Consider the following 25040-nt stretch of genomic DNA (forward strand, 5'->3'; position numbering starts at 1 on the left):
TTGTTAGCCAATACTTAACTACTTTTTTTTGGCATCAAGCTCAGCAACATCTTAAGCAACGGATGCTCGGTGACTTTCAATGCAGTGAACCAAAACACAGCTACAAATAAAGAGTGTAAAGAAACAACTAACAGTGACCCTGCATCCCATGAAAATACGTGAAGTGGAACTATTGGCAAAATACAAATCATCATCACAGCCATACTCTTGCTGCAAGACCTGATAAAATCACTAGGTCCAATATTAAGGTGTTTATTGAGATAGAAGGAAGTGACAATAAACCTAAATAACTCCACTAGTATTAAAGACATAGCTATTGCTTCTAATCCATACGGTGCAACCAATATTAATGTCACTAATCGCGCAACTGTGGTAACAACACTTGTCCTCAAGAGCTGAACTTCTAAGCCTGTACTGGTCAGTAATTCGTTCACATACCGACTAATCGTCGCGATAGCAAAAGCAACACATAGGTATGGAATAAGAACGATGGCGTCCACCCACTGTTCCCCGAATAGAACTAACACTACAAGTTCCGCATGATAGCCGAGGTAAACCAAAAACGGCCATGCGATACAGGTGACTACGCAAACTATCTCTAAGTAGGTTCCTTGAACATTTTTCTTTTCTCGTTTTAATTTTGAAAAAAGAGGAACCAAAACACGCTTTATCGCATTAAACAAAAAGTGGTCAAGCATCATAATGGCGGCAGTTCCCTTATCGAGTATCGCAACGGCCTCTTCAGTTAACAACTTTCCTACGATGATAGGCTGCCCTTGTTCATTAGAGCTATTTAGGATATTTGCCCCTCCGACTCGAAAAACAAACGGTAGCACTTGTTTAGCATATTGAAATTTTGGGAAGTAAAAACGGCGATTTGGCGCTAATAACTTAACCATAATAATGGTCGTGATTGTTGCTGATAAAGATGCATAGGCTAGACTCAGCGCACCGAACCCGTCATAAGCAAGATAGATTGCAATAGTCAGATGCACTGTTTGACTAAACACAGTAACGCAAGCAAGCCTTTTGAAATCTAGATTTCTTCTAATTTGGCTTTGTTCCAGTATACCAATAGGGATAAGCAAAAGGTTAATACAAAAAATATTGAGGATTTCGCCAATTTCAGCGTTCGAATAATATTTTCCAATTGAATCGGAAGAGCAATAAATTATGAAACTGAGTGAAATACATATAAACCATGAAACAAAAAGTGCACCCGACTTCTTTTCATCTGTTAATTGCTCTTCTTTTATCAAATAGCTTGATAGCCCCATATCTCTAAACATCTGAGCAACCGCGAAAATAGCACCTGCTATTGCAAATGTTCCGATTTCTGTTGGAGTAAGCAACCGTGCAAGAACAACTACAGAAACAATCCTAATAATGACTTCAAGATAATTTGATGCAAAAGACCACAAAAATGCACTTCTCACGGATATACCTGTAGTGAAAAACGGAAGGAAAAATATAAGAGCTAGACAAGCTATTCTGCTTGCTAAACCTCAAATCTAAAATAAAGTGGTAGATAAGTCTGGCACAATTCCATTGAAAAAAACCAAATGTTACCTACGCTGCCAATATTACTTGTTTCTTATAAGCTTGTCTTAACTAAGTACTTCTTTAATTGGAGCTAAGTACCGAGAAAAGCCTAAGAACTTTCTTTTTAAATGAGCCTTAAAGGTTGCGCTTAGTTAACTCACGCAATGTGCATCAAGTTTAGTCATCAACGTTTGACAAAGCCTCTCCACCTCAACATTTAACTTAGTACCACTTTCTTTTTTTATAGAACTTTTTGAGAATGTCTTTGAAAAATCATAGTCTAAAAGGTCTACTTTTAGTTTGTCAGATAACTGTGAAAAATGTTTCTCTGGTTCAAACATGAGGTTTTCATATTTCCAAAGAACCACATCGTCACGCTTTTCCAACCCTTGGTAGAAAAATAGCGAGTTTCTTACAAACCAAAACAGACAAGCACAATCCAATTCTGTGAGTGAATCTGAATAAACTGCCTTTACAGTTTCAACTAATTCTTCAGGAACGTTTTGTGAGCGCCAATTATTCTCATCACGGTCGAGAATAGGTTGCAAATTTCCTCGGCCAGATGTTTTTGGAAACTTTTTAAGGTCAGAGAGGGCCACATCGAGATAATTCCGATATAACCAAACAGCAGTAATATTCTCAAGCGTGTCCAATAGACTAATGGCATTCTGGCTCTCGACTAAGGGCTTCATGACTATTAGAGGAGCTTTGACTTTACCTAGTGTCACTTTCACATCTGATAAAGCGTTTAATCTTATGTTATTCGGGCATTCTGATGATAGCGAACTAAATTCTCCAAAAGTACGAGTGTAGGTAAAAGAGTCGAGTACTCTGGATAGTAATGTTGTGCCTGACCTTTGACATCCTAGTATCGCGACGATTCTTGACGACGAGTTAGTGGCATATCTAATTTGCTGATAGAACGGCTTAATATATTTTGAAATTTTTGTTGTGGAGTCTGTAACTTTACTTTTCATTTTGTGTTTTACTCATCAAATGTCTGTTTTGCACACCAATCCCACGTGTACTTTCCAAATACTTCAGCACGTTGCTGCCTATCATTTTCTTTAGCTAAAAGCTGTAATAGGGCATCTCTCATGTTGTGGCTGTCGTCTACGTCAACCAAAACACCCAAACCTTTTTCGCTCTCCATAATATCAGGCGCACTGCCAACCTTGGTACTTACCGCTGAGCAACCACAAGCCAATGCTTCTGTAAGCACATTGGGGCTCCCCTCCCCTCTACTTGATAAGCAAAAAACATCTGCTGCATTATACCAGTCGACTAGTGTTTCGTTAGGAACGGCACCTACAAAATGCACGAAGTTTTCTAACTCTTTTTCCCTTACCAGTTTTTTCAACTCGCTTCTGTAATCGCCTTCAGGCCCTTCTGAACCTAATATGTAGAAGTGAAACAGCTTTTCTTTCGATTCAATTTCAGCCATGGCCTTAATGACAACATCGAAGCCCTTTCGATGAATAAGCGATCCCACGCCAAGCACAATTCTATGCTCTTTCGGCAGCTTTAAAAGCGCTCTACTCTCTTCAATAGGCTTGTAGTAAAACATTTCGGTGTCTACGCCATTTCGAATTACAGTGACCTTTTCCGGGCTTACCCCCATTGATATCGCTTGATTAGCCATCTCAGTACTAAGCGAAATAATGCTATCAACTTTATTTAAATACTGTGCTACAGACGCCTGACGTACGTCACCATCTTGAATATGAAAGGCTTCCATCCCTCTAAGTGTTACTCTATACGGCACACCATAACGGTTACTTAAATAGTCACCTGTTGGAAGGTCTGGGAAAGTCCAATGCAAGTCAATCAAATCAAAATCGAAGCCTATTTCGTTAATCACCTTTTTCACTGCGCTGCGATAGGTAGGAATTTCAATCCCTTTTGCATATCCTGGAATTGACAGGTATCTGGGGTGATATATAGTCAGATTACCACGCTGGGTCTTAGCAGGAATATTCCTTAGGTGTTTAAACTTATCAATAAAGGAATGCAACGGTGACCAAGGTATAGGGTTAATAACCGTGACATCGGCATATTTAGCCATGGCATTTAAGCGATTATACACAAATACACCGTGATTAGGTTTTTCCGAATTTGGAAACAAATAACTGATAGCGAGTATTTTTTTTCTGTTGTTAGATGACATAGCCTACTTAACTTTCCCTACAAACTTTGTGCACAAATCATTCAAGATGTTTTTTAAGTTGCTTTTTTGTTTTTCTGACCAATAACCTACGGTAAATACGATTAATAAGGGAATCAATAGAAGGCTTAATCTATAAAAAGAATCTTCGAGGTCGGTAGGTGTAATAGCAGCAATCAGCTGTATAAGTGGCCTATGAAAAAGGTAAAGCGCAAAAGTACACGCAGCAACCTTCCTGATGGCACTAGCATACCTCTCTAATATGTAGCCTCCATAATGTAATATCGACGGTGCAAAATAGAGGTGTATGCAAAACATTATTGCATCAAAGTAATCGCCATATACTTCTTTTCTAGCTATAAGGGAACTTGAAAACTCTATTTTACGTATTTCAGGACCCACAAGGACCATCGCAACTACCGCACTAAATGAAATTAGCACTGAAAGAAGTGAGTTAGTTTGGCGCGCATTATTTGACATCACTCGATATAAAAAATAACCCAGTAACCAAATAGGGAAAAGCGCCACAATCGTAGGCCCAGCCAAAACTAAAATCAATGCAAGCCAAGCATACTTCCAGTTAGACTTAAAATAAAATACGGCAGCAAATGCAATGTAGTAAATCCATTCAAACGTTAATGACCAAAATGGTTGATTGATACCTGGATTTAACCCAAGGTCCCAAACATTTTGAATCATCAAAAAAGACAGGAAATATGTAAGTAGATAGCTATCAGTCTCAAACGGCCAAGGCCCTTCCGTGTAGAATTCAGGGTTAATAGAATAACCAATGGAGTCGGCAATAAAAGTGATCAACAACGCAGGAACTACAACTGAATAGAGCCTACTTACTCGTGCTATAGAGTAGTCTTTTAATTCAGTCTCTTTAGTCGATGATATATATGAAATGACGAATCCTGACATGACAAAGAATATCATCACAGCAGTTTGGTCATAATGTTTAGTCTGCCAAAACAAACCATTACTTATCTTCTGTGATGCTACATGAGAAAGAAATACTACTAATGCAGCTCCAAAGCGCCAAACATCCAGATACAAAGAAATATGCTTATTCAAATTGCACTCCGCGTTTTATTGTAACTTCAAAGTCAGACATAACATCACTGTCCCTGGTAACTATCGCGTCCAAATGACTTCCGTCATAGTAAATGAGCCTGCCAGCTTTATAGGGAGTACATTCTTCTTTGCATAACCAACTGTTGAGTGATGCAAAGTGAATTTTCGGACTACTTTCAGTAAAACGACTCAGTGTTTTGTTAATCTCTTCAATCTTTTTCGTATCTGCTACATAGTCACACTTGAGCCAAGGATAAGTGATCGCTTTAGCAAGACAGTTTCTATCAAAATTATCAAACACAGGAACATTGCCCAACACAACAATCTTATGTGTTTCGCTTAGCGTAGTTAATGCTTCAAAAAAATGAATGAAGTAATCGTCATTCTTTTCTATGTAATAATGAAAGGCAGACGAGATAATAATTGTGTCGTACTGTTCCAGTGTACTTCTCACTAACTCTATAGAACTAAGACAGTCACTAAGTCGTTTTGCTGTTACAAATTTCTCTACTCCAGAAAAAATTGGAGGACATGCTGCGTGAGAAATATTTCTAAAGCTCCACTTTTGCTTATTCGCGATGCTTTCTAACACTCCGATGTACTGTGCTGCATTGGAATCTCCCCACAACAAAACCTTTGGCGTGTTTCCTTTACCTAACACACAGTTATCATCTGCTAAATGACCTTGCTCTAAACGCCAATATTGGCAAACATGTTTGTAAGAATTTGGGGCTTTCGCATTATTTTGATTTTCTACAAGCTGACTTTTGTATTGTTCACTGAAATACCTTACACCAAAGCCATCTGAACAAATCACACTAGCGCTAATAAGAGATACGAAAAAAATCGGAGCAACAGCTTGCCTTAACAATAGTTGTCGAAATGGCAAGCTCTTATGTCTGAATTTTTCTTCCACAAATCGCCAATTTAGATGGGCTAATACAAATATTAGAAAAAATAAAACTAACTGTATCAGTAGACTAGGTTCACCGTAGCCATACCGGAAAAATGCTAATAGCGGCCAATGCACAAGGTATGCAGAAAAAGAAATTTTACCTACCCATAGCAGTACCTGGTTACTTAGCAACTTTGCCAAATGCGAGTTATTGTTGAAGCCGCTCCAAATGAAACCTGCGGCAGCCAAAGTGGGTAGTAAATATAAAAAGCCTGGGAATGTATGCTCTTTATGAATAAATAAAACGGAAATAAGTAGCGCGATACATGATACAGGAAATACCCAACTCGCCTTTTTTGGTTTTTCAAGAAAACCGTAATGTAAAAGCGCAGCTAAGCCACCACCAACTAATAGCTCACCCGCTCGAGTGGGTAGCATGTAATAAACGAAAGAGTGACGTGACGCAATTAACCACTCTGCTATCCCTGCGGACAATAAAACAGTAAGTACTAACATCAACATAAATGCCGAAGCACTTAGCCTTCTGTAAAACAGCACGATAACTAAAGGCCATACAAAATAAAACTGCTCCTCAACTCCCAATGACCAATAGTGCAGCAATGGTACGGTATAGCTACTAGAGGCAAAGTAACTAGTATCGTCAAACTTCCAAAAATAAACGTTGGGCAGAGAAAGCGATGACCAAATGGCGGAGGATGCTACATCGACCGCGTCATCTGGCAAGTATATGAATTGCGTTATGAGAACCGTACACCCAATTACTGACAGCGCAGCTGGCAAGATTCGTTTAATCCGCCTACTGTAGAAATCTTGAAATGAAAAACGGTCCTCACTTACCGCTTTTAATATTTGCGCAGTGATTAAATAGCCAGAAATAACAAAAAATATATCAACGCCAACAAAACCACCTTCCAGATAATTGTGATTAACATGAAAAATGATCACAGCAAGCACAGCAAATGCACGCAATGCATCAATATGGGGGTGATAAGTTGTCTTACTCATGTTAGCTAGCTATTTTTTCTCAGCCACTCTTCCAACACCACCAATTGCCATAAGGTTTTATGATGGTCATACTTATCGGCGTTGTGTTCCTCAATCAGCTGCGCAATACGCTCCTTTTTAAAGAACTTGTGAACTCGGGTGTCTTCAGCCAATAGTAGATTGGTTGCATACTCTCTGAGCTCATTTTGAAACATTAACTTTAACGGTGTAGGGAAGCCCATTTTCTTACGGTAAATAATGTCATTAGGCAAAATACCTTCCATCATTTTCTTCAATGGATATTTACCTTCACCTTTATTGATTTTGTGTTTAGAAGGAATGCTAGCTGCAAACTCTACAAGTCTGTAGTCCAAAAACGGAACACGAAGCTCAACCGATGTAGCCATGCTCATTCGATCAGCTTTAATCAACAAATCGTCCACTAACCACGTCTTCGTATCAAAATAAAGCATCTTACTTAGTTGGTCGTTGTCTTTTGTTTTATCAAACAACTTTGCTGAAAAGGCACCATGGCCAGTTTCTGTTTTGGCTTTTTCTAGCTCTACTTTAAAATCAGGACGGTACAAAGCCTCTTTTTGCGCATCGGGGTATGTCGACATACCTTTGTAACGCTTTTCTATTGGTTGCGTTGCCATATTTAAGTATTTAGATACCTTGTGGCTTTTACCCAATGCTTTATTAGCAATTCCTGCAAAAATTTCTGTGCCTTTTTGACCAACAACAGCACGGTACTTTTCTAACACATTCATATACTGATACAGGTCGTAACCAGCAAATATTTCGTCAGAACCTTCACCTGAAAGCGCAACTGTCACTTTTTCTTTTGCCAGTTTTGAAACAAAAAACAGGGAAATAGCAGCAGCCTCGGTAACTGGCTCATCCATTAAGTGAATATATTCAGGAATAAAGTCGGCAAACTGTTGAGGGGTAATCTTTAACTCATGATGATCAGTACCAAACTTGTCTGCCACCATTCTGGCGTACTGTGTTTCATCAAAGTTCTTACCAAAATCGTAGGCTATCGAAAACGTTTTTAATGGTTCTTTAACTTTGTCTGCAAGCAGCCCAACTACTGCACTTGAATCAATGCCACCACTTAAGAAAATACCGAGCGGCACATCACTTCTTAACCGCAAATCGATGGCACTTTCAAGTAACCGTTTACTCTCATTTAAGTAATAATCGAAGCCTTTGTCTTCGTCATTGTTAAATGTTAAATCCCACCATTGCGTGATTTTCATTTCGCGACCTTTCACAATGGCGTAGTGCCCTGGCATTAGTCGGTTAATGCCTTTGTGCAAGGTTTTTTCACCAGGTATGTATCCAAAGCTCATGTAGTCATCGATGAGTTCGACATTAAGGTCTGGAAGCGCGCTTAACCCTTTTAGTATTGCTTTGGTTTCAGAGGCGAAGATAAGCTCATGCTTATCTTGATAGTAATAAACAGGTTTAATGCCCAAACGGTCTCGGGCTAAAAATAGGGTTTCGGTTTCATTGTCGTATATAGCAATGGCGAACATACCATTGAAGCGATTTAAGCAATCTTCGCCCCACTCAATGTACGCACTTAAAATAACTTCAGTATCAGTGCCCGTTTCAAATGTATAACCTTTTTTCTGAAGTTCGGCCCTAATTTCAATGTAATTATACACTTCGCCGTTATAGGAAATAACGAAACGACCATTCTCTTCTACCCTAGGTTGATGGCCAGCGGGCGTCGGATCTAATATGCTTAAACGCAAATGAGCAAGACCACAGTGCAAATTGTTGGAAATCCAAATTCCGTTGCTGTCTGGACCACGATACGGCATTGTGTCTCGCATTGAGGCAAGTCGTTGTTCATCAACCGTATTAGTAAAATTTAGCGTTCCTAATATCCCGCACATTTTCAGAAAATCCTATTAACTATATTCATACTCTTTTCCAGCAGCGGGCAGAGCGTGTTGTATTTATCATTTTTTTTGAATAACAGAGATTGTTTATTTTTTCTCATGCTTCATTTTTTTACCACTACTCTTTCTCAACCCAAAGTAAAGTCGTAAAAGCAATGCGTTCATAAGGTTGGGGTAGCTACAATGTTAGTAGCGTTGATATCCCTGCGGCTTCTGTTTTGCTTAAGATCACACCGTCAAATTCAAAAACATCATCTGTCAAAAAATCATGTTTGATTTTACTTTTGTAAAAAGAAGGGTCTTTAATCTCACTTCCCAAAGAAGCTAGATAACTCTCCGGAGTTTGTCCATAGTGGTTCATCCAGCTTTTATACAATGAAGTCAGAAAATGCAGATCGCCACTATCTACGGTTGACTCTAGGCCAAAGCATTTTGTAACAGATAATGAACTTGCTGCCAAAACAGTTTTAAGAAAGCTTCTTCTACTTGTCATGTTTTACACTCCACTCTTAAGGTGGTCTGCTAATCGTACGGATATCGCGGAAATCGTCAGCGTTGGAGGTACGTGGCTACCAGTCGGAAAAACGCTAGAACCAGCAACGTATAAATTACCAACATCAAACACTTTACAGTTTTTGTCCACAACGCCATTCTCTGGTGTATCAGACATACGAGTAGTTCCCATGTGATGATGCCCAAAGCCCATTTGGTCACCGAAAAGTCTTGATGCTCTCTCTTTTAGTAACCTGAGTCTTCCGATTGAGGTAATACCCATGTCTCTCGCGAAAACTTCAAGAGACCTCCACATTAGCTCTCTATTTCGCTTCGATACCTGCCATTCGATTGAAAGTTTGTTTAACCCAAATTTATCTTTTTTAGATGAAAGGTAAATGCGGTTATTTCGCTCAGGTAGCTGCTCCACCATCATGGGTATTTGGTACCCCAACTTATCTTTAGCACTTTCAAAAATTTTCGTGTCAAACTGCTTTCTAGCAACAGCCTCAATTACCATATCCGCATCGAGGATCAAGTTGCCATAATGGGTGAACAAATCTTCTGGAAGTTCGCCTTTTATCAAAGCATTTTTCAGAATATGAAACGACGATACGCCGTCAGACATACCATATTCTGTGCCGCTTACAACTGGCATTCTCAGGTTTATAAGCTCTTCTTCTCTCAAAGCCTTTTCGGTCAACTCAAAGAAAGCAACTAAGAACCTCTGCCCTTCAAAGCGGCTCATTGAGTCTAATTTTGCAACATCACTAATAAGATGAGCAGCGTTCATTGTGGGATGATCCATAAAATACCTTCCCACGTTGTCGTTCTTGTTACCTACCTTGTTTTTATACTTCTCGTTAAACAACAGAAGCATACGCGCATTTTCCATACCTCCCATAGAAAGTACAAATCGATCCGCAACCACTTTATGTGTTTTTCCATTGTAAGATGTAAAAGAAGCGGAAATGATGCGTTTATCAGACTCATCAAACTCTAAATCAACTACACTTGCATACGTATAAAGTTTTACGTTATCGCTTTCAACAAGAGGCTTACCATGTGACACGTAGAATCGAGTAGGAGGTAAAGACGCTTTAGCTATGCCTAGTCGAGAAAACTTAGCTTCTGAAAGCAAGTCGGTTAATCCCATTGATGGCAACCAATATTCACTTGAGTAACCATCATCTCCTGTTTGACAGTACATAGCAGCCTTTTCATAGTAAGGCATCATTTCGTTGTAGCTAATTGGCCAACCACTGTGTTCTAGCCAATCCCTCTTTTCAAAGTCTATAGGAGAAAAAGGAGACGTATTATTAGCCCAGTGGTTACTGGCACCACCTAAAAAACGAAGTCGTGATATTTTAGGGTCAGGATAAAACTCTGGAACGCTGTCAGCTTCGTAAAGCTCTTGAACTTGGGCTTCATACTGCTCTCCGCCAGCATCTAATAGAGCTACATCTAAAGCGTTTCCATTGAGTTCATTTGCCAATGTTATCCCGGCAGGCCCACCGCCTAAGATACAGATGTCAGTATTAATTACTTCACCTTCGTTCAGTGTGCGTCCATCAATTAGCATTTTGATTCCTAGTTAATGACTGTTCTAAAAGTCTATTTATTATTGGTATTAGCGCAATAAGCCACACGGCGATCTCAAAGATTTTGTTGTTTGAAAACATTCCAGCGATCAAATAACAAACAAAACCCAAGCACAGACCAGCTTGAATTAATAGTAATTCGTTATCAACTTTTGCTTCGGTCTTTATCACTTTTCTCACTTTGAGCAAACTCTTAAATAAAGACAAGCTAATTAGCGCATAGAGGGTAACACCGATTATCCCATGATCTGTTAGCATACCCATTAAAAAGTTATGTGACGCCCTTCTTTGTACTACCTGCTCTCCAGACTTCACTTTGGACAAATACTCTTGAGGGATATACAACGGACTTAAAACCAATGTTGTACGGTGCCCCTGACCTAATAAAGGCTTCTCTTTAAAAATTTCGTATTGCGCTTTAATAATAACTAGCCTTGATGCCGCACTCTTGTCTTGAATTTCGCCAAAGCTATTTTGTTGAGTGCTCTTGAAGCGCTCGACAATCTGAGGGCCCATTAGCAAACCAAAAGCTACCGCACCAAGAATGGCCAATGAAAAGAAGACTTTTTTAACGCTAGGCGGCACAAAGAAAATAGCAACTACGCCAGTGAGCACCAGAGATAACAATGCCCCACGACTCTCTGTTAACATAATGGTATTCAGAATCACCAGCACGGCGAAGAGCAATAAATACTTTATCTTTCCAATTTTTATTAATAACAGATATGAAGAGATAACAAGCAGAATCGATAGATGCTGGCCCAGCCCATTAGCAGACTCGACTCCGGGCCCACCAACGCCCTCAAGCCTTCCTCCACCATACGAATACCCTAAATAACCAAAATATAGTGCCCCAAGCGCGTTACAGATAATAAAGCCAATAACGTCTTCTTTGGTTTTTAAACATTGCTGTATTAAGAGAATAAGAATGAAGTATTTGACCACTAACAACACAAAAATTGTGTGAAAAGCACTGTTCAGTACCCAAAGGTATTGAGCTAACAGGTAAAGCAAAAATACTAAGTAGTACTTTGACTCTTTTGAGCTGAGCCAACGCCCCTTTTTCTTTGAAAAAAATACGGCTACCAAGGTGACGAGCGCCGCTAAGAAAGACCACCTTAGATCTGGCAGAGACTGTCCCCACCAGCGGCCAACGGGGTGTGCATAGAATGCTAAAAGATAAGCATATAACCCCCACTTGGGATCTTTGCTAAACGCCCTGAATAAACATCCAAAGTATGCAGCAAGAAATGCTATTGCTGTCAAAGACAATGCGAATCCTCTACTTTACCCATATACGATCAGCTAAGAGATAGCCTTGTTCGACTTCTCTAGCGTGTACTTCTATTGTGAAATTGTGCTGCCGAGCCAATAACGCCATATCAAACATTGCCCGGCCATGTGAATTTTGAATATCAAAGGCAAACGCACTTCCTGAAGAAATAGCATATCCAAAATCAGATGCACTCTTAGTGTCAATATTACCGTCGATAAACACCAAACCCAGACCATCACTATTTAGATACACTTGTGTGGTTTTACCAACAAATTTACAGTACGGCGTTGACGTTTTACTTGGCTTACAAATCGCAATTGATTCATTACCTTTTAGAACAAGTACACTACCCAACGCTATAAGTAATACGAATAACACAGCCAGACTAATTATGCGCTTCATTTGCTACTCTCTTTGCCAAATCAACAACCTTTCTCGCATTCTCTTGCCACACAAATTGCTTATCTAATACGCTTTGCTTAACCGCTCTGCGTTTGCAGTCTAAAACTTTGTATGACGTTATTGCAGTAGTAAGCGCTTTTTTGAATTCAGCCTTGTCGCCTTTTTCGAAGAAGAGCGCTGTATCGTCACTTAGTATTTCTTGAATATTCGACGTTTTCGGTGCCACTATTAAAGCACCAACGGCCATATACTCGAACATTTTCAAAGGTGATGCATAAGCGGTTACATCAGGCTGTAACGCAATGTCGAATTCTTTTACAAAATCCAATACTTTATCGCGTGTAACTAGACCTTTGAACTCCACTTTTTCCGAAATGCCTAACCTCTCAGCTTGCTGCCGTAAGTCAGGTAAAATATTCCCATCACCCACACAAATTAAGCGCAGCGGAAGTTCCTTGTGTTCTGCAATTGCCTCTAAAGCTTTGTCCATTCCGTGCCATGGGTGAATAAAACCTGTAAACCCAATAACAATTTCTTGTTTATTAACGTTGATGTCATGTTGCATCATTTCGTCAATGAACTGCTGCCTTACACCATTGTGAATAACCGTTATTCTTGACTCTGGAATATCGGCCTCTCGCATGTAATCAGCCAAAACATCAGTAACAGGCAAGCAATGTGTGGCGCCTCTCCAGGTAAAGTCTTCTATCTTTTTGGCAAAGCCTTGTAGCGCCAGACCACTATATTTTGCGCGCTCTTCAGCAAGAGGGGCATTAATTTCTAGTAGCAAAGGAATATTGAATAGCTTTGCTGCTAGCACTCCCGCAGGTTGATAAAGGTTATAACGCTCGTAAATAACTTCGGGCTTAAACTTTAAAATAGCAACCACAAGCTTGATGAAAACCCATGCGCTGTAGCTCAGCTCAAGGATTTCATACAACGCTTTGGGTAATGCTTTTTTGAGTTTACTTACAAAACCGCCATCACCACCAAAATCCGCATTTTCATTAACTTGCGGCGCAACAAAATGAAGTTCGTGCCCTAACTCGTCAAGCGCGTTAGTTAATTCTTCGACATGAACATACTGCCCATCTTTCGAGGCAATTCTATGGTGATACAATATTTTCACTTTTTTGTGTTCCAAAGTGTTTTTCTAAAAATGCGTTAAAAATAAGAAGTGACCAAATAGTCATCCCATGTTCGTGACCACGCTCGTGATGTTCATCTAGCAGTATGCTGATACCGTCTAGAGAAAATAGCCCAGTTTGCGCCAGCGCCCCCTCTGAAAGTTTACTTTTCAAACTCTCTTTGGGAATCTGTCGAAGCCACTCGTCGATGGGTGATGAAAACCCCATTTTGTTTCGCTTAGTGACAAATGAGGGAAGCAAGTGTTTAAAACCGTTGACCAAAAGCCTCTTGGTTTGGCCCCACGATAAATTGAGTGATGGAGATGCAGCCAGCGTACGCTCAACCAGATGATGGTCTAAATAGGGTACGCGCACTTCAAGCGAGTTTTTCATGCTTGCACGGTCTACTTTGGTAAGAATGCCACCTGCAAGATAGGTTTTAAAATCTATAAGCTGAATAGCTTTAAGGCTGTTAGTGCTTTTGCATTTCTTCGCTATATCATCAAACATGCTCAAACTACTGTAGCCATGTAATTGCGCTTTAAGTTGCGGCGAATACAAGCGGGCTAATTCATTTTGATGCGTGATAGAAATAGCATTGTGATAACTGCTTATTGCGTTACCAGACAAAGCGTTTAAGGTTGTTTTACCGCGCAAAAATTTCGGAGCAGTTTTAAGGTTGGGATAGAGTTTTGCCAATGTACCAAACATTTTTTTGCGTACGCCGTCTGGCAAACACTTGCGGATTTTCTCTTCAACCCACAACATTTTGTGGTTGCGATAACCGTATAACAACTCATCAGCACCGTCACCAGACAGCGCTACTTTTACATGCTGCGCCGCAACACCCGATAGTATGAATGTTGGAATAGCCGAATTATCTGCAAAGGGTTCATCGTAAATATCAACCAAGGTCTCCATAAAGGTTAAATCATTAATGGAAACACTAGTGTTCAAATGCCTAAACCCTAATTGCGTGGCCAACTGCTTCGCATAAAAAGACTCATCATACTTAGATAAGTCAAAGCCAATTGAAAAGGTATTAATAGGTACTTCAGAGTGCTTTTGCATTACAGCAGAAATCACTGATGAATCAATACCACCTGAAAGGAAACTGCCTAACGGAACATCAGCTACCATACGTAGCGTAATCGCCTCTTCCGTCAGCCGAGCGAACTCTTCGCCTATGTCTTGCTCGCTGGTAATTTCATCAGAAACAAAATTTTCAATTTCCCAATAACACTCCGGAGTTACATCACGCGTTGGGTCACTTAAATCTATTGAAATAACATGTGCTGGCGGTAATTTGAATACATCTTTGAAGATGGTTTTAGGGTCGGCCACATAGCCTAGCGAGAAAAAATCTTCTATGGCACAGGGGTTCAGTTGTTTTTCAATATCTGGATGCGCAGTAATAGCTTTAAGCTCAGACGCAAATAACAAATCGCCTTGTGATGTTCTTGCCCAGTGTAACGGTTTAATACCTAAACGATCTCTGGCTACAAACAGTGTATTTTGAGGCTTGTCATAAATAACAAATGCGAACATGCCACGCAATTTATGAACCGCTGATACGCCCCACTCTTTCCATGCGAATAACAAAACTTCAGAATCGCATTGCGAAGCAAAAACATGCCCTAAAGCTTCTAGTTCACATTTTAGTTGCTTGAAATTATAAATTTCTCCGTTGTAACTTAATACAACGCCATCACTTTCAAGGGGTTGCTTGCCATTTTCAACATCTAAAATTGATAGTCGCTTGTGCCCCAATCCCACATTGCCGTCAATATAGTACCCTTCTCCATCAGGGCCTCTATGATGAAGCGTTGCTGTCATTGAACGCAAAGTAGACTCGTCAACTTTTCCGTCAGTTGTCGCTTTTACCCAAGCCACTACGCCACACACGGGAGCTATCTCCTTTGAATTCGCTTGTAAAGTCCATTTAAACCCCAGAAGTATCTATGCTTTTTCATAAGGTAAAAAATGCCCGCGAGATGCGAAAAATGGAATTTATTTAGCTTAAAACCGCGCGACAATTCCTGCGCGTCATGAATTACGGATACATCTGGAACGTAGTGAATCTGGAAGCCAGCCTCCCAAATACGAATGCAGTAATCGACATCTTCTGGGGAGTAGAAGATCTTTTCATCTAACATTCCCACTTTATCTACAACGTGCTTAGGCAACATCCAACATGCTGATATAGCATAATCAACCGTAACAGGATCGCTAACTAGAGATAAGTCATTGGGTTTTTGTTCCATCTTCTTCAAGAATAGGAAACGCTTTGCTTTACCCCATAGCGTGGGAAACTTGTCACATGAAAGCTGGAAATTACCAGATGCATAAGTCACTTTTGGCACAGCTAAGCCCACTTGCTTATTTTGCTCTAGGTAACTGATTAATCGCTTAAGTGCTTCTGCATTAACGTAGGCATCGGAGTCTAAAACTAACACGTGCTTGCCTGATGCACGCTTTAGTGCTTGATTTCTTGAAAATGTTGTACCGGTGTTTTCACCAAGATTTATTACGTGTAGCGCGCTACCAAACTTGTCAGCGTATTGGTTAATACATTCAAGTGAATTATCCACCGATCCATTTTCAACGACAAAAACTTCGCCGGTTAACTCTGCACTTTGTAACGCGTCAAAAAGTGCGGTTAAGCACTTGCCTATATGCTTTTCAGAGTTAAAAGACAGAATTACTACTGAAATATCCACTTGCTCACTCACTCTTTTGTTGTTCTAGTTTTATCAGCGCTTCGATCAAGCTTTGTTGTGATACGTTCCCTTCAGATGCAGCATATAATGCCACACCACCAAAGTCATTAAGAGAAAGCTTATTCAATACTTGCATTCCTTTCACAGTGATCGGATTTACCGTGTATACATCACCAACTTTCCACATATATACCAGGTGGATCGATCTGCCCGTGCCATTTTTCAGCTGCAAATACTTATAGTGGAAGCGCTGCTGCGCCTTATCTATTACTCGCGCCTCAGACTCTGCCACCGACCAAACTTCAGGGTCATATGGCTTGTTGTTCCATGTAACTAACTCTTTCTCTTCGTTTTCGGTCACATAGGTAATTTCATGCAGTATGATAGTCGCTTCGTTGATTTGAACTGTCTCAAAACGATATTCGTCAAAACCCGTATAAATTGGTTGCCAACCCGATAGTGATTTAATGTCGGTTAGTACTACGCCATCTTCACTCACTTGCTCCAGTGCTTGTGTTTGCTGACTGTGGAAAGCCCCCATGAAAACAGGACCTAATGCAATTACAATGACTGCAGCAGCGAAACGCTTTTTAGGCAACGCCACTGTCGTTGTACTGTCACTAAATTTGGGCACGTACTTTTCGTCATAGAATAGGCGTGAAAATGCCAGCACCAAGGCTGTAACAAAGAAGAAGAATACCCATCCGTAAACAAGATGGTCAAACCCAACGGCCGCCTCCATATTACTTACATGGCCTATATAAACCATGATAAATGCGCGCATACCATTGGCAAGGATTGGAATAACAAGTACACAGGCAAGAAAAACGGCTTGTTTAATTCTGGAACGAATTTCCAAGTGCGCAATAAGTAAGCCAATGGTTATAGTAGAAAATAAGAAGCGAATACCGCTGCAAGCTTCAGCGACATGGAAAAGTCCCTCTGGAATTTGTAAATACCATCCCTCACGGTAAACGGGCACGCCTACCACTTTTAGCATCATGACAGTTAAATCGGCCGTCACTTCCTGAAGATGCGGAATCATAAACTCGCCGAAAGGCACTGACAGAATCAGGAAAAAAAGTGGAAAGAATAAATGCCGCAGTGTGACAAAGCCAAAAATTCCCCATACAAAGAAAAGAGGCATAGACATAAGCGCAAATTGCTGCAATGCGTTTATTAAAGATAGTTTGCCCACCACAAAGAGCAGAACGGCCGCTAGCAATCCAGCAAAGCCTAGAGTGACATCTATATTGCGTCGACGAGCCAATCCGAAGGCATAACGCTTTCGGTAAATCAACCAAATAGCAATGGGTGCGATAATAACCGCATGTTCAAAGGTGGTCGACTCGAACCACGTTAAAACAATTTGTTCAAACGTACTGAAATAGGCAATCAGCCAAAGCACTGCAAGGGCCAGTAAGCAGGCCGCTTGCATAGGCGCTATAGTAACGTTTCGATATGTATTAGGGACATCATTTGATATAGACGTCATACATGCTACCCCAGTTAAAATCCTTTAACAGCTTTTCAATTTTGGATTCCATTCTTGAGAGGTTGATGTAATGCCTGAACTTAGACCGCCAATTTGCCTCTTTTATATATGGCTGATCAGGGTCTATTTCCCAAGGGTGAAAGTAAAAGCTATACGGAGCGCTTTCCGCTTCCATGAACGCCATAATACGCTTTTTAGAAAGCCAATACGGGTAAAGCCTATAGAAGCCTCCGCCGCCTATGCCCACGTTTGTTCCCTTCTTGCGAATGGTAGGAATAGGTATCTCAGTGATACCCTCCTTGCGTTCGTATTTAAATCTTGGCCACTGCGGAACACCATATAAATCATGTTCTATTGGATAGGTGCTAGATGAATAGACGAAACCATGTTCAACAAGCACGTCGTACACCCATGTATTCGAATCGTTAACTGAAAAGCTAGGTGCTCTGTAGCCTTTTATTGCTGTACCGCCCACGTCTTCAAGGATAGATTTGCTCGCATAAACATCTTCCTTGAACTGACTTTGTGACATAGTTGTCGCACGTTGGTGTTCTAGACCATGACTTGCAAGCTCATGACCTTCGTCGACAATTCGCTTAATCACGTCAGGGCAACGCTTAGCTACCCAACCTAACGTAAAAAATGTCGACTTCACGTTATTTTCGGCAAAAAGATCAAGTAAGCGATGAGTATTTTGTCCAACTCGCAGCTGTTGAGAATCCCAGCTTTCCTTATTGATGACATCTTCAAAGGCAGATACTTGAAAGTAATCTTCTACATCTACAGTCATCGCATTAAGGCGACTATCTAACTTCATTTCTATCGCCCTTTACCGAATAAAACAATTTCAACGGTTCTTATCAAAATTAGAATATCAAGCAGCAAACTTTGATGTTTTACGTAGTAAAGATCAAATTTAAGCTTTTCCATTGAGTCTTCAACGCTTGCACCGTAAGGGTAATTCAACTGTGCCCAACCCGCCAATCCTGGCTTCACGTTGTGACGTTGATTGTAGTAAGGCACTTCTCTTACAAGCTGCTCTACAAACTGTGGTCTTTCAGGACGTGGACCAATAAACGCCATCTCGCCTCTAAAGACGTTCAGTAACTGAGGTAGTTCGTCTATGCGGTATTTACGGATAAAATGACCAATACGTGTAACACGATCATCATTTTTACTTGCCCATTTCGCACCGTCTTTCTCAGCGTCTGGGCGCATGCTTCTAAATTTTATAATTTTGAACAGTTTTCCGTTCAGTCCAACACGCTCTTGTTTGTAGAAAACAGAAACACCTGTGCGTCTTCCATCGTCTAAATAAATGAAAGCGGCAGTAAATAGCATTATGGGCCATACAAAAAACAGAATGAATATGGCGAGCACGGCATTTAAGGTGTAATCCAATGCATCTCGTAAATAGTTCTGGCTCTGAAAACCATTTGAATAAATAACCCAGCTTGGGTACATCAGGTTCACAACAATTTGACCAGTCTCGCGCTCCATAAAATCGAGTAATTCAGTTACTTCGATTCCACGTAAACGACAGTCAAATAACACCTCAACAGGCAAAGTACCTCTGCGTTGGTCACACGCGATAACGATTTCTTCAATGTCGTTGTCAGCAATAAATTGCTGGAAGCTATCGTCAATTTTCAGATGTATGATTTTTTCTTTTCTAATGCCATCTTCACGGTTATCGCCAGGAATAGGAATAAAACCCACTAACTCAAAACCAATTCGGTCTACGTCGCGGCGCATTCTCTTTTCAATAATGGAAGCACGTTCTCCTGCACCTAATACAAGAATACGAACTTTCCCTAAGCCAAGTAGCCCTAAACGATTAGTGAAATACCTGAATACCACTAGTGTGATTATAATTGAGCTAACAGCAGCGGGTAAAAAGTAGGAGTCCATTACCAGTTCGTCAAAGAATGCACGACTAAGCACTTCAACTAAAAAGTAACTAAGACCTACACTTACAAAGATACGACGAATGATGCCGCGGAATGTTTCACGAAGCTTGGCCTCGTATAATCCCACTGACAATGAACAAAGCAGTATAGAAACGGTGAGCATACCCACATTAATAATGAGCTTTTCTACCGAGACCGTTGCTGACATACCTATTTGAGTAAGTATGAAATGGGAAATGTACCCCATGTATGCAATGAGCAACGCCTCTGTTACTACTAAAATATTTGAGCGTTTATTTTGATTGCGCTTGTTTACTGCCACCCCTGGCCCCCTAAAACTACAGCGATATTTCCCATCATAAAGGGATTTATTCCAATAGACTAGAATTGTTATTGGCATTATAGTGACATTTACCGTAGGGTAAACGACTAAAGTACAATTTAACCATAATGAGTGTAGGATGATCTCTTATGTTCCGTTTTAGAACGCTACTTACTTGCTGTGCAACATTAGTTTTAATAGGCCTTAGTGGTTGTAGTAACACTGGCGTTTTGCCACAAGCAACAACCCGCGCGTCGCTAACTACCGACGTTAACGACTACCAATACCTTATTGGTCCAGGTGATTCGCTGACCATTTTTGTTTGGCGTAACCCTGAAGTGTCTGGCAACTTTATTGTTCGCCCCGACGGAAAGGTAACCACATCGCTAGTTGAAGATATTGACGTTGCGGGAAGAACTCCCACCATGCTCGCTCGTGAAATAGAAGAACAACTATCTACTTATATTAACAACCCACGCGTGACAGTAAGTGTTAACAACTTTACAGGGCCTTTAAGTGAGCAGGTTCGAGTTATTGGTGAAGCAACTAATCCAAGCGCTGTGAGTTACACAGAACACATGACATTGCTAGATTTGATGATAGCAGTGGGTGGTCTTACCGAATTTGCTAACGGTAACGGGGCAAAACTTGTACGCGTAGTAAATGGTAATCAGAAAACGTTCGATATTAATATTGACGATCTTATTCGCGACGGTGATATCTCAGAAAACGTGGATATGTTACCGGGTGATATCGTTATTATTCCAGAAGCCTGGTTCTAGTTGTTAAGTAGTATACGGAACAAAAAATAAAATGCAGGATTTACAGCAAACGCTCACTCAGATCCTTGACTACGTCAAGGGTGTCTGGATAAAGAAGCGTTACGTAATTATATTTTCATGGCTGATCTGTCCGATCGGCTTTTTATATGTAGCAACACTTCCGGACGTGTACTCTTCAAAAGCTCAGGTTTATGTAGATACACGTTCAGTACTTCAACCGCTTCTTCGCGGCCTCGCCATTCAAACTAACCCTGACCAAGAAATTCAAATGATGGCGAAAACATTACTAAGCCGCAGTAATGTTGAAAAAATAGCGCGTGAAAGTGATTTAGATATTACAACATCAACCGAGGCTGAATTTGAAAGCTTGGTTACGTCGTTGTCAAAAGATATTGCACTGCAATCGACAGGAAGAGATAACATTTTCAATATTTCATTTGAAAATGAATCGCCCACAGTAGCTCAGCGTGTTGTGCAAGAAACCTTAGACTTATTTGTTGAAGGTGCCTTGGGTAACAATCGAAAAGATACTGACACGGCGGGTCGCTTTCTAGATGAGCAAATAGCCGAGTATGAATCGCGATTGTCTGAGGCTGAACAGCGTCTGGCTGATTTTAAGCGTCAATACAATGACATTTTGCCACTTGCGGGTACCTATTATTCTAGTTTGCAGTCGCTCAATAACGAGCTAGAGGCAACACAGCTTCAAATAAAGCAAACACAACAACAAGCTCAGTCACTAAAAAATCAGATTAACAATGCGAAACGCAGCGATAGTTTTGGTGTTACCGATGCGGAAGAGCCCGTGCTTCGTACCCGATATGACGACCGTATTAAAACACTGGAAGAAGAGCTTGACCGATTAAAGCTTCGCTTTACCGATAAGCACCCAGATGTTGTGGAAGCGACAGCGTTACTTGAAAGCTTAGAAAAGTCTCGTCAAACTGAAATAGATGCGTTTTTAAATCAAGCTGATGACAACGGAAGCCAACCACTAACAGAACTTAATCGCGAAATATCCCTTGAAGCAAGTCGCCTTGAGAGTCAAATTGCATCGCTTCGCGTGAAAGAAACTGATCTTGAGGGTAAAATTGCTGCGCTTGAAAGCAAAGTAGACTTGATACCCCAAATTGAAGCTGAGTCTAGTGCGTTAAACCGTGATTACGGTATTACAAAGCGTAAGTATGAAGAATTGCTCTCTAGAAAAGAGTCTGCGGATTTATCAAGAAGAGCTGATGTATCTGCAGAAGACTTGCAGTTCAGAATAATTGAGCCGCCACTACTGCCCAAACGTCCTTCAGGCCCTAATAGAATAATTTTCTATACTGCCGTGCTAATTCTTGGCTTTGGTGCAGGTATTGCTATGGCGTTTTTAGTTAGCCAGCTTAAACCGGTACTAATACGACCTAAGCAGTTACTTAGCGTATCTGACTACCCTATTTGGGGAACAGTAACTCACTTAAATATTGAACAAATTAATAAAACCAATAGGTCTCGCTTGATTATATTCTTAATGTCCAGCGGTGCTATTGTCGCGATGTACAGTGTTTTAATTGCCGCGGAAATTATGAATATTGATTTATTCGGAGGCTTATTTTAATGAAAAATACAATTGAAAAAGCACTCCAGAAACAAAGAGAAGCAAAGGCGAACAGTAAGAAAGCCAGCACGGATGATTTGAATCAAGAATCCCCTCAGGTGGACGCACAGGTTAACACGCCCACAGAGCATTCTGCTGACTCTGTTCAAGCCAATACGCCAGTTACAGGCGAAACTCCAGCTCAAACAGTTACTCAAGAAGCAGAGTTACCCAAAGGTGAAGCTCAGCAATCACCCGCTTCTAGTAATCAACCACAGCGTTCTCCACTTCCTGAGTTCGTGATTGATTTCGAACGTTTGGAAAAGAATGGTCATATTTCATTAACCGGTGAAAGAAAGCAAATTAACGAAGAGTATCGTGAAATAAAGCGTAAGCTTTTAGCAAACTCTTTCGGTTCTCTGTCAAAAACGCTCCACAACCCTAATATTATTATGGTGACAAGTAGTCGACCGTCTGAAGGAAAAACCTTTACGGCAACTAACCTTGCAATGAGTATTGCGTCAGAGCAAGACAAAACTGTACTGCTTGTTGACGCTGACGTGCTAAAACCTAATGTATTAAATACGTTAGGTTTAGAGCGTCGAAAAGGTTTGATGGAGTATTTGACAGGTGATGTTGAAGATATCGCTGATGTGTTGTACCCAACGAATATCGACAAACTTAAGATAATTCCGGCGGGTAAATCACACCACTTGTCTACGGAACTGCTAGCCAGTCAGAAGATGCACGATACTGTAGATGAATTTGCCAACCGCTATCCTGATCGTATTGTTATTTTTGATACGCCACCGCTTATCGGTATTAACGAAAGTGCCATACTTGCTAACTTTGCGGGTCAAGCTGTTGTTGTGGTGGAAGAAGGTAGAGCGAAAATAAATGACATTAAAATGTCGGTTGAGCGATTAAACCCAGATATGGCAATTGGTTTTGTTGTGAACAAATCAATACATAATGACACCGATGGAAGCGGATATTATGGATACTATTACTCAGAACGAAGCAACTAAGTATTGCTTTGCGAAAAAGCCGCTTTGTGCTGTTGTCGCCACTTTACTGCTTGCAAACAGTAATGTGGCGCTAGCGAAACTAAAAGTCACAGCAAACGCTTCGGCCGAAGGTATTTTTCAGGATGTTGACTCCGAAGAAAATGGCACGTTTTCGTTAACGACACTTTCGGTTAATCCAAGCGTTAACGCCTCGTATGAGTCTCGGACATTCAATGGGTTGTGGCAAGGTAAACTTACTCATTTAGAACGTGACAACGACGATGCTAGCCGAGAAGATACCTATGGCGAGTATAGCTATTCTGCTAATTGGGCACCTTTTGATGAATTATTAGAGTTTGAAGCATCTGGTGCATTGAATTATCGAAATGCCCAGGCTGGAAACTTCTTGGTATCTGACTTTTTCACAAACGCAGACGCTCTAGCCAAGACGCGCTCAAATCGTATTGGCGTGTCTACTGCCCTAACGCAAGGCGACTGGGTACGAGGCCGTGGGCAAGCTTCTTATTCAGATGTAGCATCTGAACAGAATGCGCTGAATAACGGCTTTGCACTGAACAATGACACTTATCAGATGTCAGCTAACCTTGTTAATGGTGATAGAGCAGAATACGTAATATGGAATGTTACGGGCAGTTTCCAAAACACTGACCGCGCACAAGCAGGACAAGGTGACTTTATATCGCGCAATGCATCGGGCTTTTTAGATATCCATTTCGTAAAGCACTGGGCAATTCGATTAACCGGTACTCATGAAGGTAACCAAGTATCAGACAGAAATGATACTACAAGCTTGGTTCGCAAATTTAATTCATATGGTGCCGGTTTAACGTATCGCCAAAGCCAAAATAGGTACATTTCATTCACCGCCAATACCACTGATTCAGATATTGAAAATGATGACGGCGAAAGCTTTGTTGGAGTTGACCTTCAGTGGGCGTTTAGTTCACGCACTAGTTTGAGCGCAAACTACGGCCGCCGATTCTTTGGTGAAACGGCTGGCGCCAATATAAGTTACAATTCCAAGTATTTTAGAACGTCTTTTGGGTACACAGAAGATGTGACAAACACAAGCCGATTATTGGCAGACCCGGAAAACTTGGGCGTGTTTGTTTGCCCTGTTAACTCAGGCTCAATCGCAAGTTGCTTTCAGCCAAATAGCTTAAGCTATGTGCCAAATGCAGACGAGCAATTTGTACAAATCACCACGCAGAACCTTGAGTTTAACGATGACATCATTGTTCGTAAAAGTAGTAACTTTCAAATGGGATACGACTTTTCACGGGTAACGCTAGGTATGTCGTGGCGCTATTCAGAAGATGATGCGCTTGATCAAGATAGGCTTACACGTACATATTCTTTGGGCTCTACCTTGGCTTATCGTATTGGTAATTATACTAATGTGAATGCAAGTGTTAACTACGCCAATATAACTCAACGTTCTGAAACGCTTAACAGTGGCGAAAGTGACAACTGGAATGCTACGCTAGGTATTGAGCGTACGTTTGGTCGCGTATTGAAGGTTTACACGAATTTGAACTATGTCGATAGAAGTGGAGACCTAATAGGTGGTGGCGGTATCAGTAACGGCTTCTTTGGCGCTAACTTCACCGATAGACGCATTACGTTAGGGATCACCTACACTTACGATTAATTCTCCATTTGTCACCGTCGACGGCATGAATAAATGCTGAATTGACAACAACGGTCTAA

At 40.8% G+C, this 25040-nt stretch carries 20 protein-coding genes; 4 read left to right on the forward strand and 16 right to left on the reverse strand.

The annotated features are described in order from the left end of the window. Positions 1–14: 14 nt before the first annotated feature. The 16 genes from OZ660_RS13890 to OZ660_RS13965 form a co-directional block, all read right to left on the reverse strand. Positions 15–1436 (reverse strand): oligosaccharide flippase family protein, encoded by a 1422-nt coding sequence (locus OZ660_RS13890; RefSeq protein ID WP_274741303.1) that lies wholly within the window; start codon positions 1434–1436, stop codon positions 15–17. A 258-nt stretch (positions 1437–1694) separates the two neighbouring features. Beyond that, complete coding sequence (locus tag OZ660_RS13895; protein WP_274741304.1) at positions 1695–2519, reverse strand: sulfotransferase domain-containing protein; 825 nt, start codon at positions 2517–2519, stop codon at positions 1695–1697. 8 nt (positions 2520–2527) lie between these two features. Beyond that, positions 2528–3709 carry a glycosyltransferase gene (locus OZ660_RS13900; RefSeq protein ID WP_274741305.1) on the reverse strand — a complete coding sequence of 394 codons (1182 nt, stop codon included), beginning with the start codon at positions 3707–3709 and terminating at the stop codon, positions 2528–2530. A gap of 3 nt (positions 3710–3712) precedes the next feature. Continuing rightward, positions 3713–4783 carry an acyltransferase family protein gene (locus OZ660_RS13905; RefSeq protein WP_274741306.1) on the reverse strand — a complete coding sequence of 357 codons (1071 nt, stop codon included), beginning with the start codon at positions 4781–4783 and terminating at the stop codon, positions 3713–3715. Beyond that, positions 4776–6704 carry an acyltransferase family protein gene (locus OZ660_RS13910; protein WP_274741307.1) on the reverse strand — a complete coding sequence of 643 codons (1929 nt, stop codon included), beginning with the start codon at positions 6702–6704 and terminating at the stop codon, positions 4776–4778. Before OZ660_RS13910 ends, OZ660_RS13905 begins: the two co-directional genes overlap by 8 nt. Before the next feature lie 5 nt (positions 6705–6709). Continuing rightward, the gene (gene asnB / locus OZ660_RS13915) at positions 6710–8590 is read right to left on the reverse strand and encodes an asparagine synthase (glutamine-hydrolyzing) (RefSeq protein ID WP_274741308.1); all 1881 of its coding nucleotides are present in this window, start codon (positions 8588–8590) and stop codon (positions 6710–6712) included. Positions 8591–8774: 184 nt separating this feature from the next. Then, complete coding sequence (locus OZ660_RS13920; protein ID WP_274741309.1) at positions 8775–9089, reverse strand: hypothetical protein; 315 nt, start codon at positions 9087–9089, stop codon at positions 8775–8777. Positions 9090–9092: 3 nt separating this feature from the next. After that, a complete protein-coding gene (locus tag OZ660_RS13925) occupies positions 9093–10670 on the reverse strand; it encodes a GMC oxidoreductase (RefSeq protein ID WP_274741310.1) in 1578 nt (525 codons plus the stop codon). Further along, a complete protein-coding gene (locus tag OZ660_RS13930; RefSeq protein WP_202262098.1) occupies positions 10660–11961 on the reverse strand; it encodes an O-antigen ligase family protein in 1302 nt (433 codons plus the stop codon). Before OZ660_RS13930 ends, OZ660_RS13925 begins: the two co-directional genes overlap by 11 nt. A 10-nt stretch (positions 11962–11971) precedes the next feature. After that, positions 11972–12367 carry a hypothetical protein gene (locus OZ660_RS13935; RefSeq protein ID WP_274741311.1) on the reverse strand — a complete coding sequence of 132 codons (396 nt, stop codon included), beginning with the start codon at positions 12365–12367 and terminating at the stop codon, positions 11972–11974. Next, the gene (locus tag OZ660_RS13940; RefSeq protein WP_274741312.1) at positions 12351–13496 is read right to left on the reverse strand and encodes a glycosyltransferase; all 1146 of its coding nucleotides are present in this window, start codon (positions 13494–13496) and stop codon (positions 12351–12353) included. Before OZ660_RS13940 ends, OZ660_RS13935 begins: the two co-directional genes overlap by 17 nt. Continuing rightward, entirely contained in the window at positions 13474–15399 is a 1926-nt protein-coding gene (asnB, locus tag OZ660_RS13945; protein WP_274741313.1) for an asparagine synthase (glutamine-hydrolyzing), read from the reverse strand. Before asnB (OZ660_RS13945) ends, OZ660_RS13940 begins: the two co-directional genes overlap by 23 nt. Positions 15400–15404: 5 nt before the next feature. After that, positions 15405–16214, reverse strand: a complete 810-nt coding sequence (locus OZ660_RS13950; protein WP_274741314.1) for a glycosyltransferase family 2 protein — start codon at positions 16212–16214, stop codon at positions 15405–15407. Positions 16215–16218: 4 nt separating this feature from the next. Continuing rightward, the gene (gene xrtA, locus OZ660_RS13955; protein WP_274741315.1) at positions 16219–17709 is read right to left on the reverse strand and encodes an exosortase A; all 1491 of its coding nucleotides are present in this window, start codon (positions 17707–17709) and stop codon (positions 16219–16221) included. Then, positions 17690–18526: an XrtA system polysaccharide deacetylase gene (locus OZ660_RS13960; RefSeq protein ID WP_274741316.1), complete on the reverse strand. Its 837-nt coding sequence runs from the start codon at positions 18524–18526 to the stop codon at positions 17690–17692. The genes xrtA and OZ660_RS13960 overlap by 20 nt, the downstream gene beginning before the upstream one ends. A 2-nt stretch (positions 18527–18528) precedes the next feature. Next, the gene (locus tag OZ660_RS13965) at positions 18529–19941 is read right to left on the reverse strand and encodes a TIGR03013 family XrtA/PEP-CTERM system glycosyltransferase (protein ID WP_202262105.1); all 1413 of its coding nucleotides are present in this window, start codon (positions 19939–19941) and stop codon (positions 18529–18531) included. A 149-nt stretch (positions 19942–20090) separates the two neighbouring features. Between OZ660_RS13965 and OZ660_RS13970 the strand changes: the two genes are divergently transcribed. Genes OZ660_RS13970 through OZ660_RS13985 form a run of 4 tightly spaced genes read left to right on the forward strand, consistent with a single transcriptional unit; the run spans position 20091 to position 24981 of the window. Next, entirely contained in the window at positions 20091–20723 is a 633-nt protein-coding gene (locus tag OZ660_RS13970; RefSeq protein WP_202262106.1) for an XrtA/PEP-CTERM system exopolysaccharide export protein, read from the forward strand. 31 nt (positions 20724–20754) lie between these two features. Beyond that, complete coding sequence (locus OZ660_RS13975; RefSeq protein WP_202262107.1) at positions 20755–22323, forward strand: XrtA system polysaccharide chain length determinant; 1569 nt, start codon at positions 20755–20757, stop codon at positions 22321–22323. Then, positions 22323–23330: an XrtA-associated tyrosine autokinase gene (locus OZ660_RS13980; protein ID WP_274741317.1), complete on the forward strand. Its 1008-nt coding sequence runs from the start codon at positions 22323–22325 to the stop codon at positions 23328–23330. The genes OZ660_RS13975 and OZ660_RS13980 overlap by 1 nt, the downstream gene beginning before the upstream one ends. Next, entirely contained in the window at positions 23299–24981 is a 1683-nt protein-coding gene (locus OZ660_RS13985) for a TIGR03016 family PEP-CTERM system-associated outer membrane protein (protein ID WP_274741318.1), read from the forward strand. Before OZ660_RS13980 ends, OZ660_RS13985 begins: the two co-directional genes overlap by 32 nt. The last annotated feature ends 59 nt before the right edge of the window (positions 24982–25040 follow it).

Origin of the sequence: Alteromonas sp. 009811495, from assembly GCF_028865455.1 — a bacterium.
Lineage (GTDB): Bacteria > Pseudomonadota > Gammaproteobacteria > Enterobacterales > Alteromonadaceae > Alteromonas.

Bases quoted from the DNA above. Each gene is read 5' to 3' on its own strand.
- OZ660_RS13975 (WP_202262107.1), top strand. From the start codon at position 20,755: ATGCAGGATTTACAGCAAACGCTCACTCAGATCCTTGACTACGTCAAG.
- asnB (WP_274741308.1), bottom strand. From the start codon at position 8,590: ATGTGCGGGATATTAGGAACGCTAAATTTTACTAATACGGTTGATGAA.
- OZ660_RS13900 (WP_274741305.1), bottom strand. From the start codon at position 3,709: ATGTCATCTAACAACAGAAAAAAAATACTCGCTATCAGTTATTTGTTT.
- OZ660_RS13980 (WP_274741317.1), top strand. From the start codon at position 22,323: ATGAAAAATACAATTGAAAAAGCACTCCAGAAACAAAGAGAAGCAAAG.
- OZ660_RS13970 (WP_202262106.1), top strand. From the start codon at position 20,091: ATGTTCCGTTTTAGAACGCTACTTACTTGCTGTGCAACATTAGTTTTA.
- OZ660_RS13895 (WP_274741304.1), bottom strand. From the start codon at position 2,519: ATGAAAAGTAAAGTTACAGACTCCACAACAAAAATTTCAAAATATATT.
- OZ660_RS13910 (WP_274741307.1), bottom strand. From the start codon at position 6,704: ATGAGTAAGACAACTTATCACCCCCATATTGATGCATTGCGTGCATTT.
- OZ660_RS13920 (WP_274741309.1), bottom strand. From the start codon at position 9,089: ATGACAAGTAGAAGAAGCTTTCTTAAAACTGTTTTGGCAGCAAGTTCA.
- xrtA (WP_274741315.1), bottom strand. From the start codon at position 17,709: ATGACGTCTATATCAAATGATGTCCCTAATACATATCGAAACGTTACT.
- OZ660_RS13935 (WP_274741311.1), bottom strand. From the start codon at position 12,367: ATGAAGCGCATAATTAGTCTGGCTGTGTTATTCGTATTACTTATAGCG.
- OZ660_RS13985 (WP_274741318.1), top strand. From the start codon at position 23,299: ATGGATACTATTACTCAGAACGAAGCAACTAAGTATTGCTTTGCGAAA.
- OZ660_RS13960 (WP_274741316.1), bottom strand. From the start codon at position 18,526: ATGAAGTTAGATAGTCGCCTTAATGCGATGACTGTAGATGTAGAAGAT.
- OZ660_RS13925 (WP_274741310.1), bottom strand. From the start codon at position 10,670: ATGCTAATTGATGGACGCACACTGAACGAAGGTGAAGTAATTAATACT.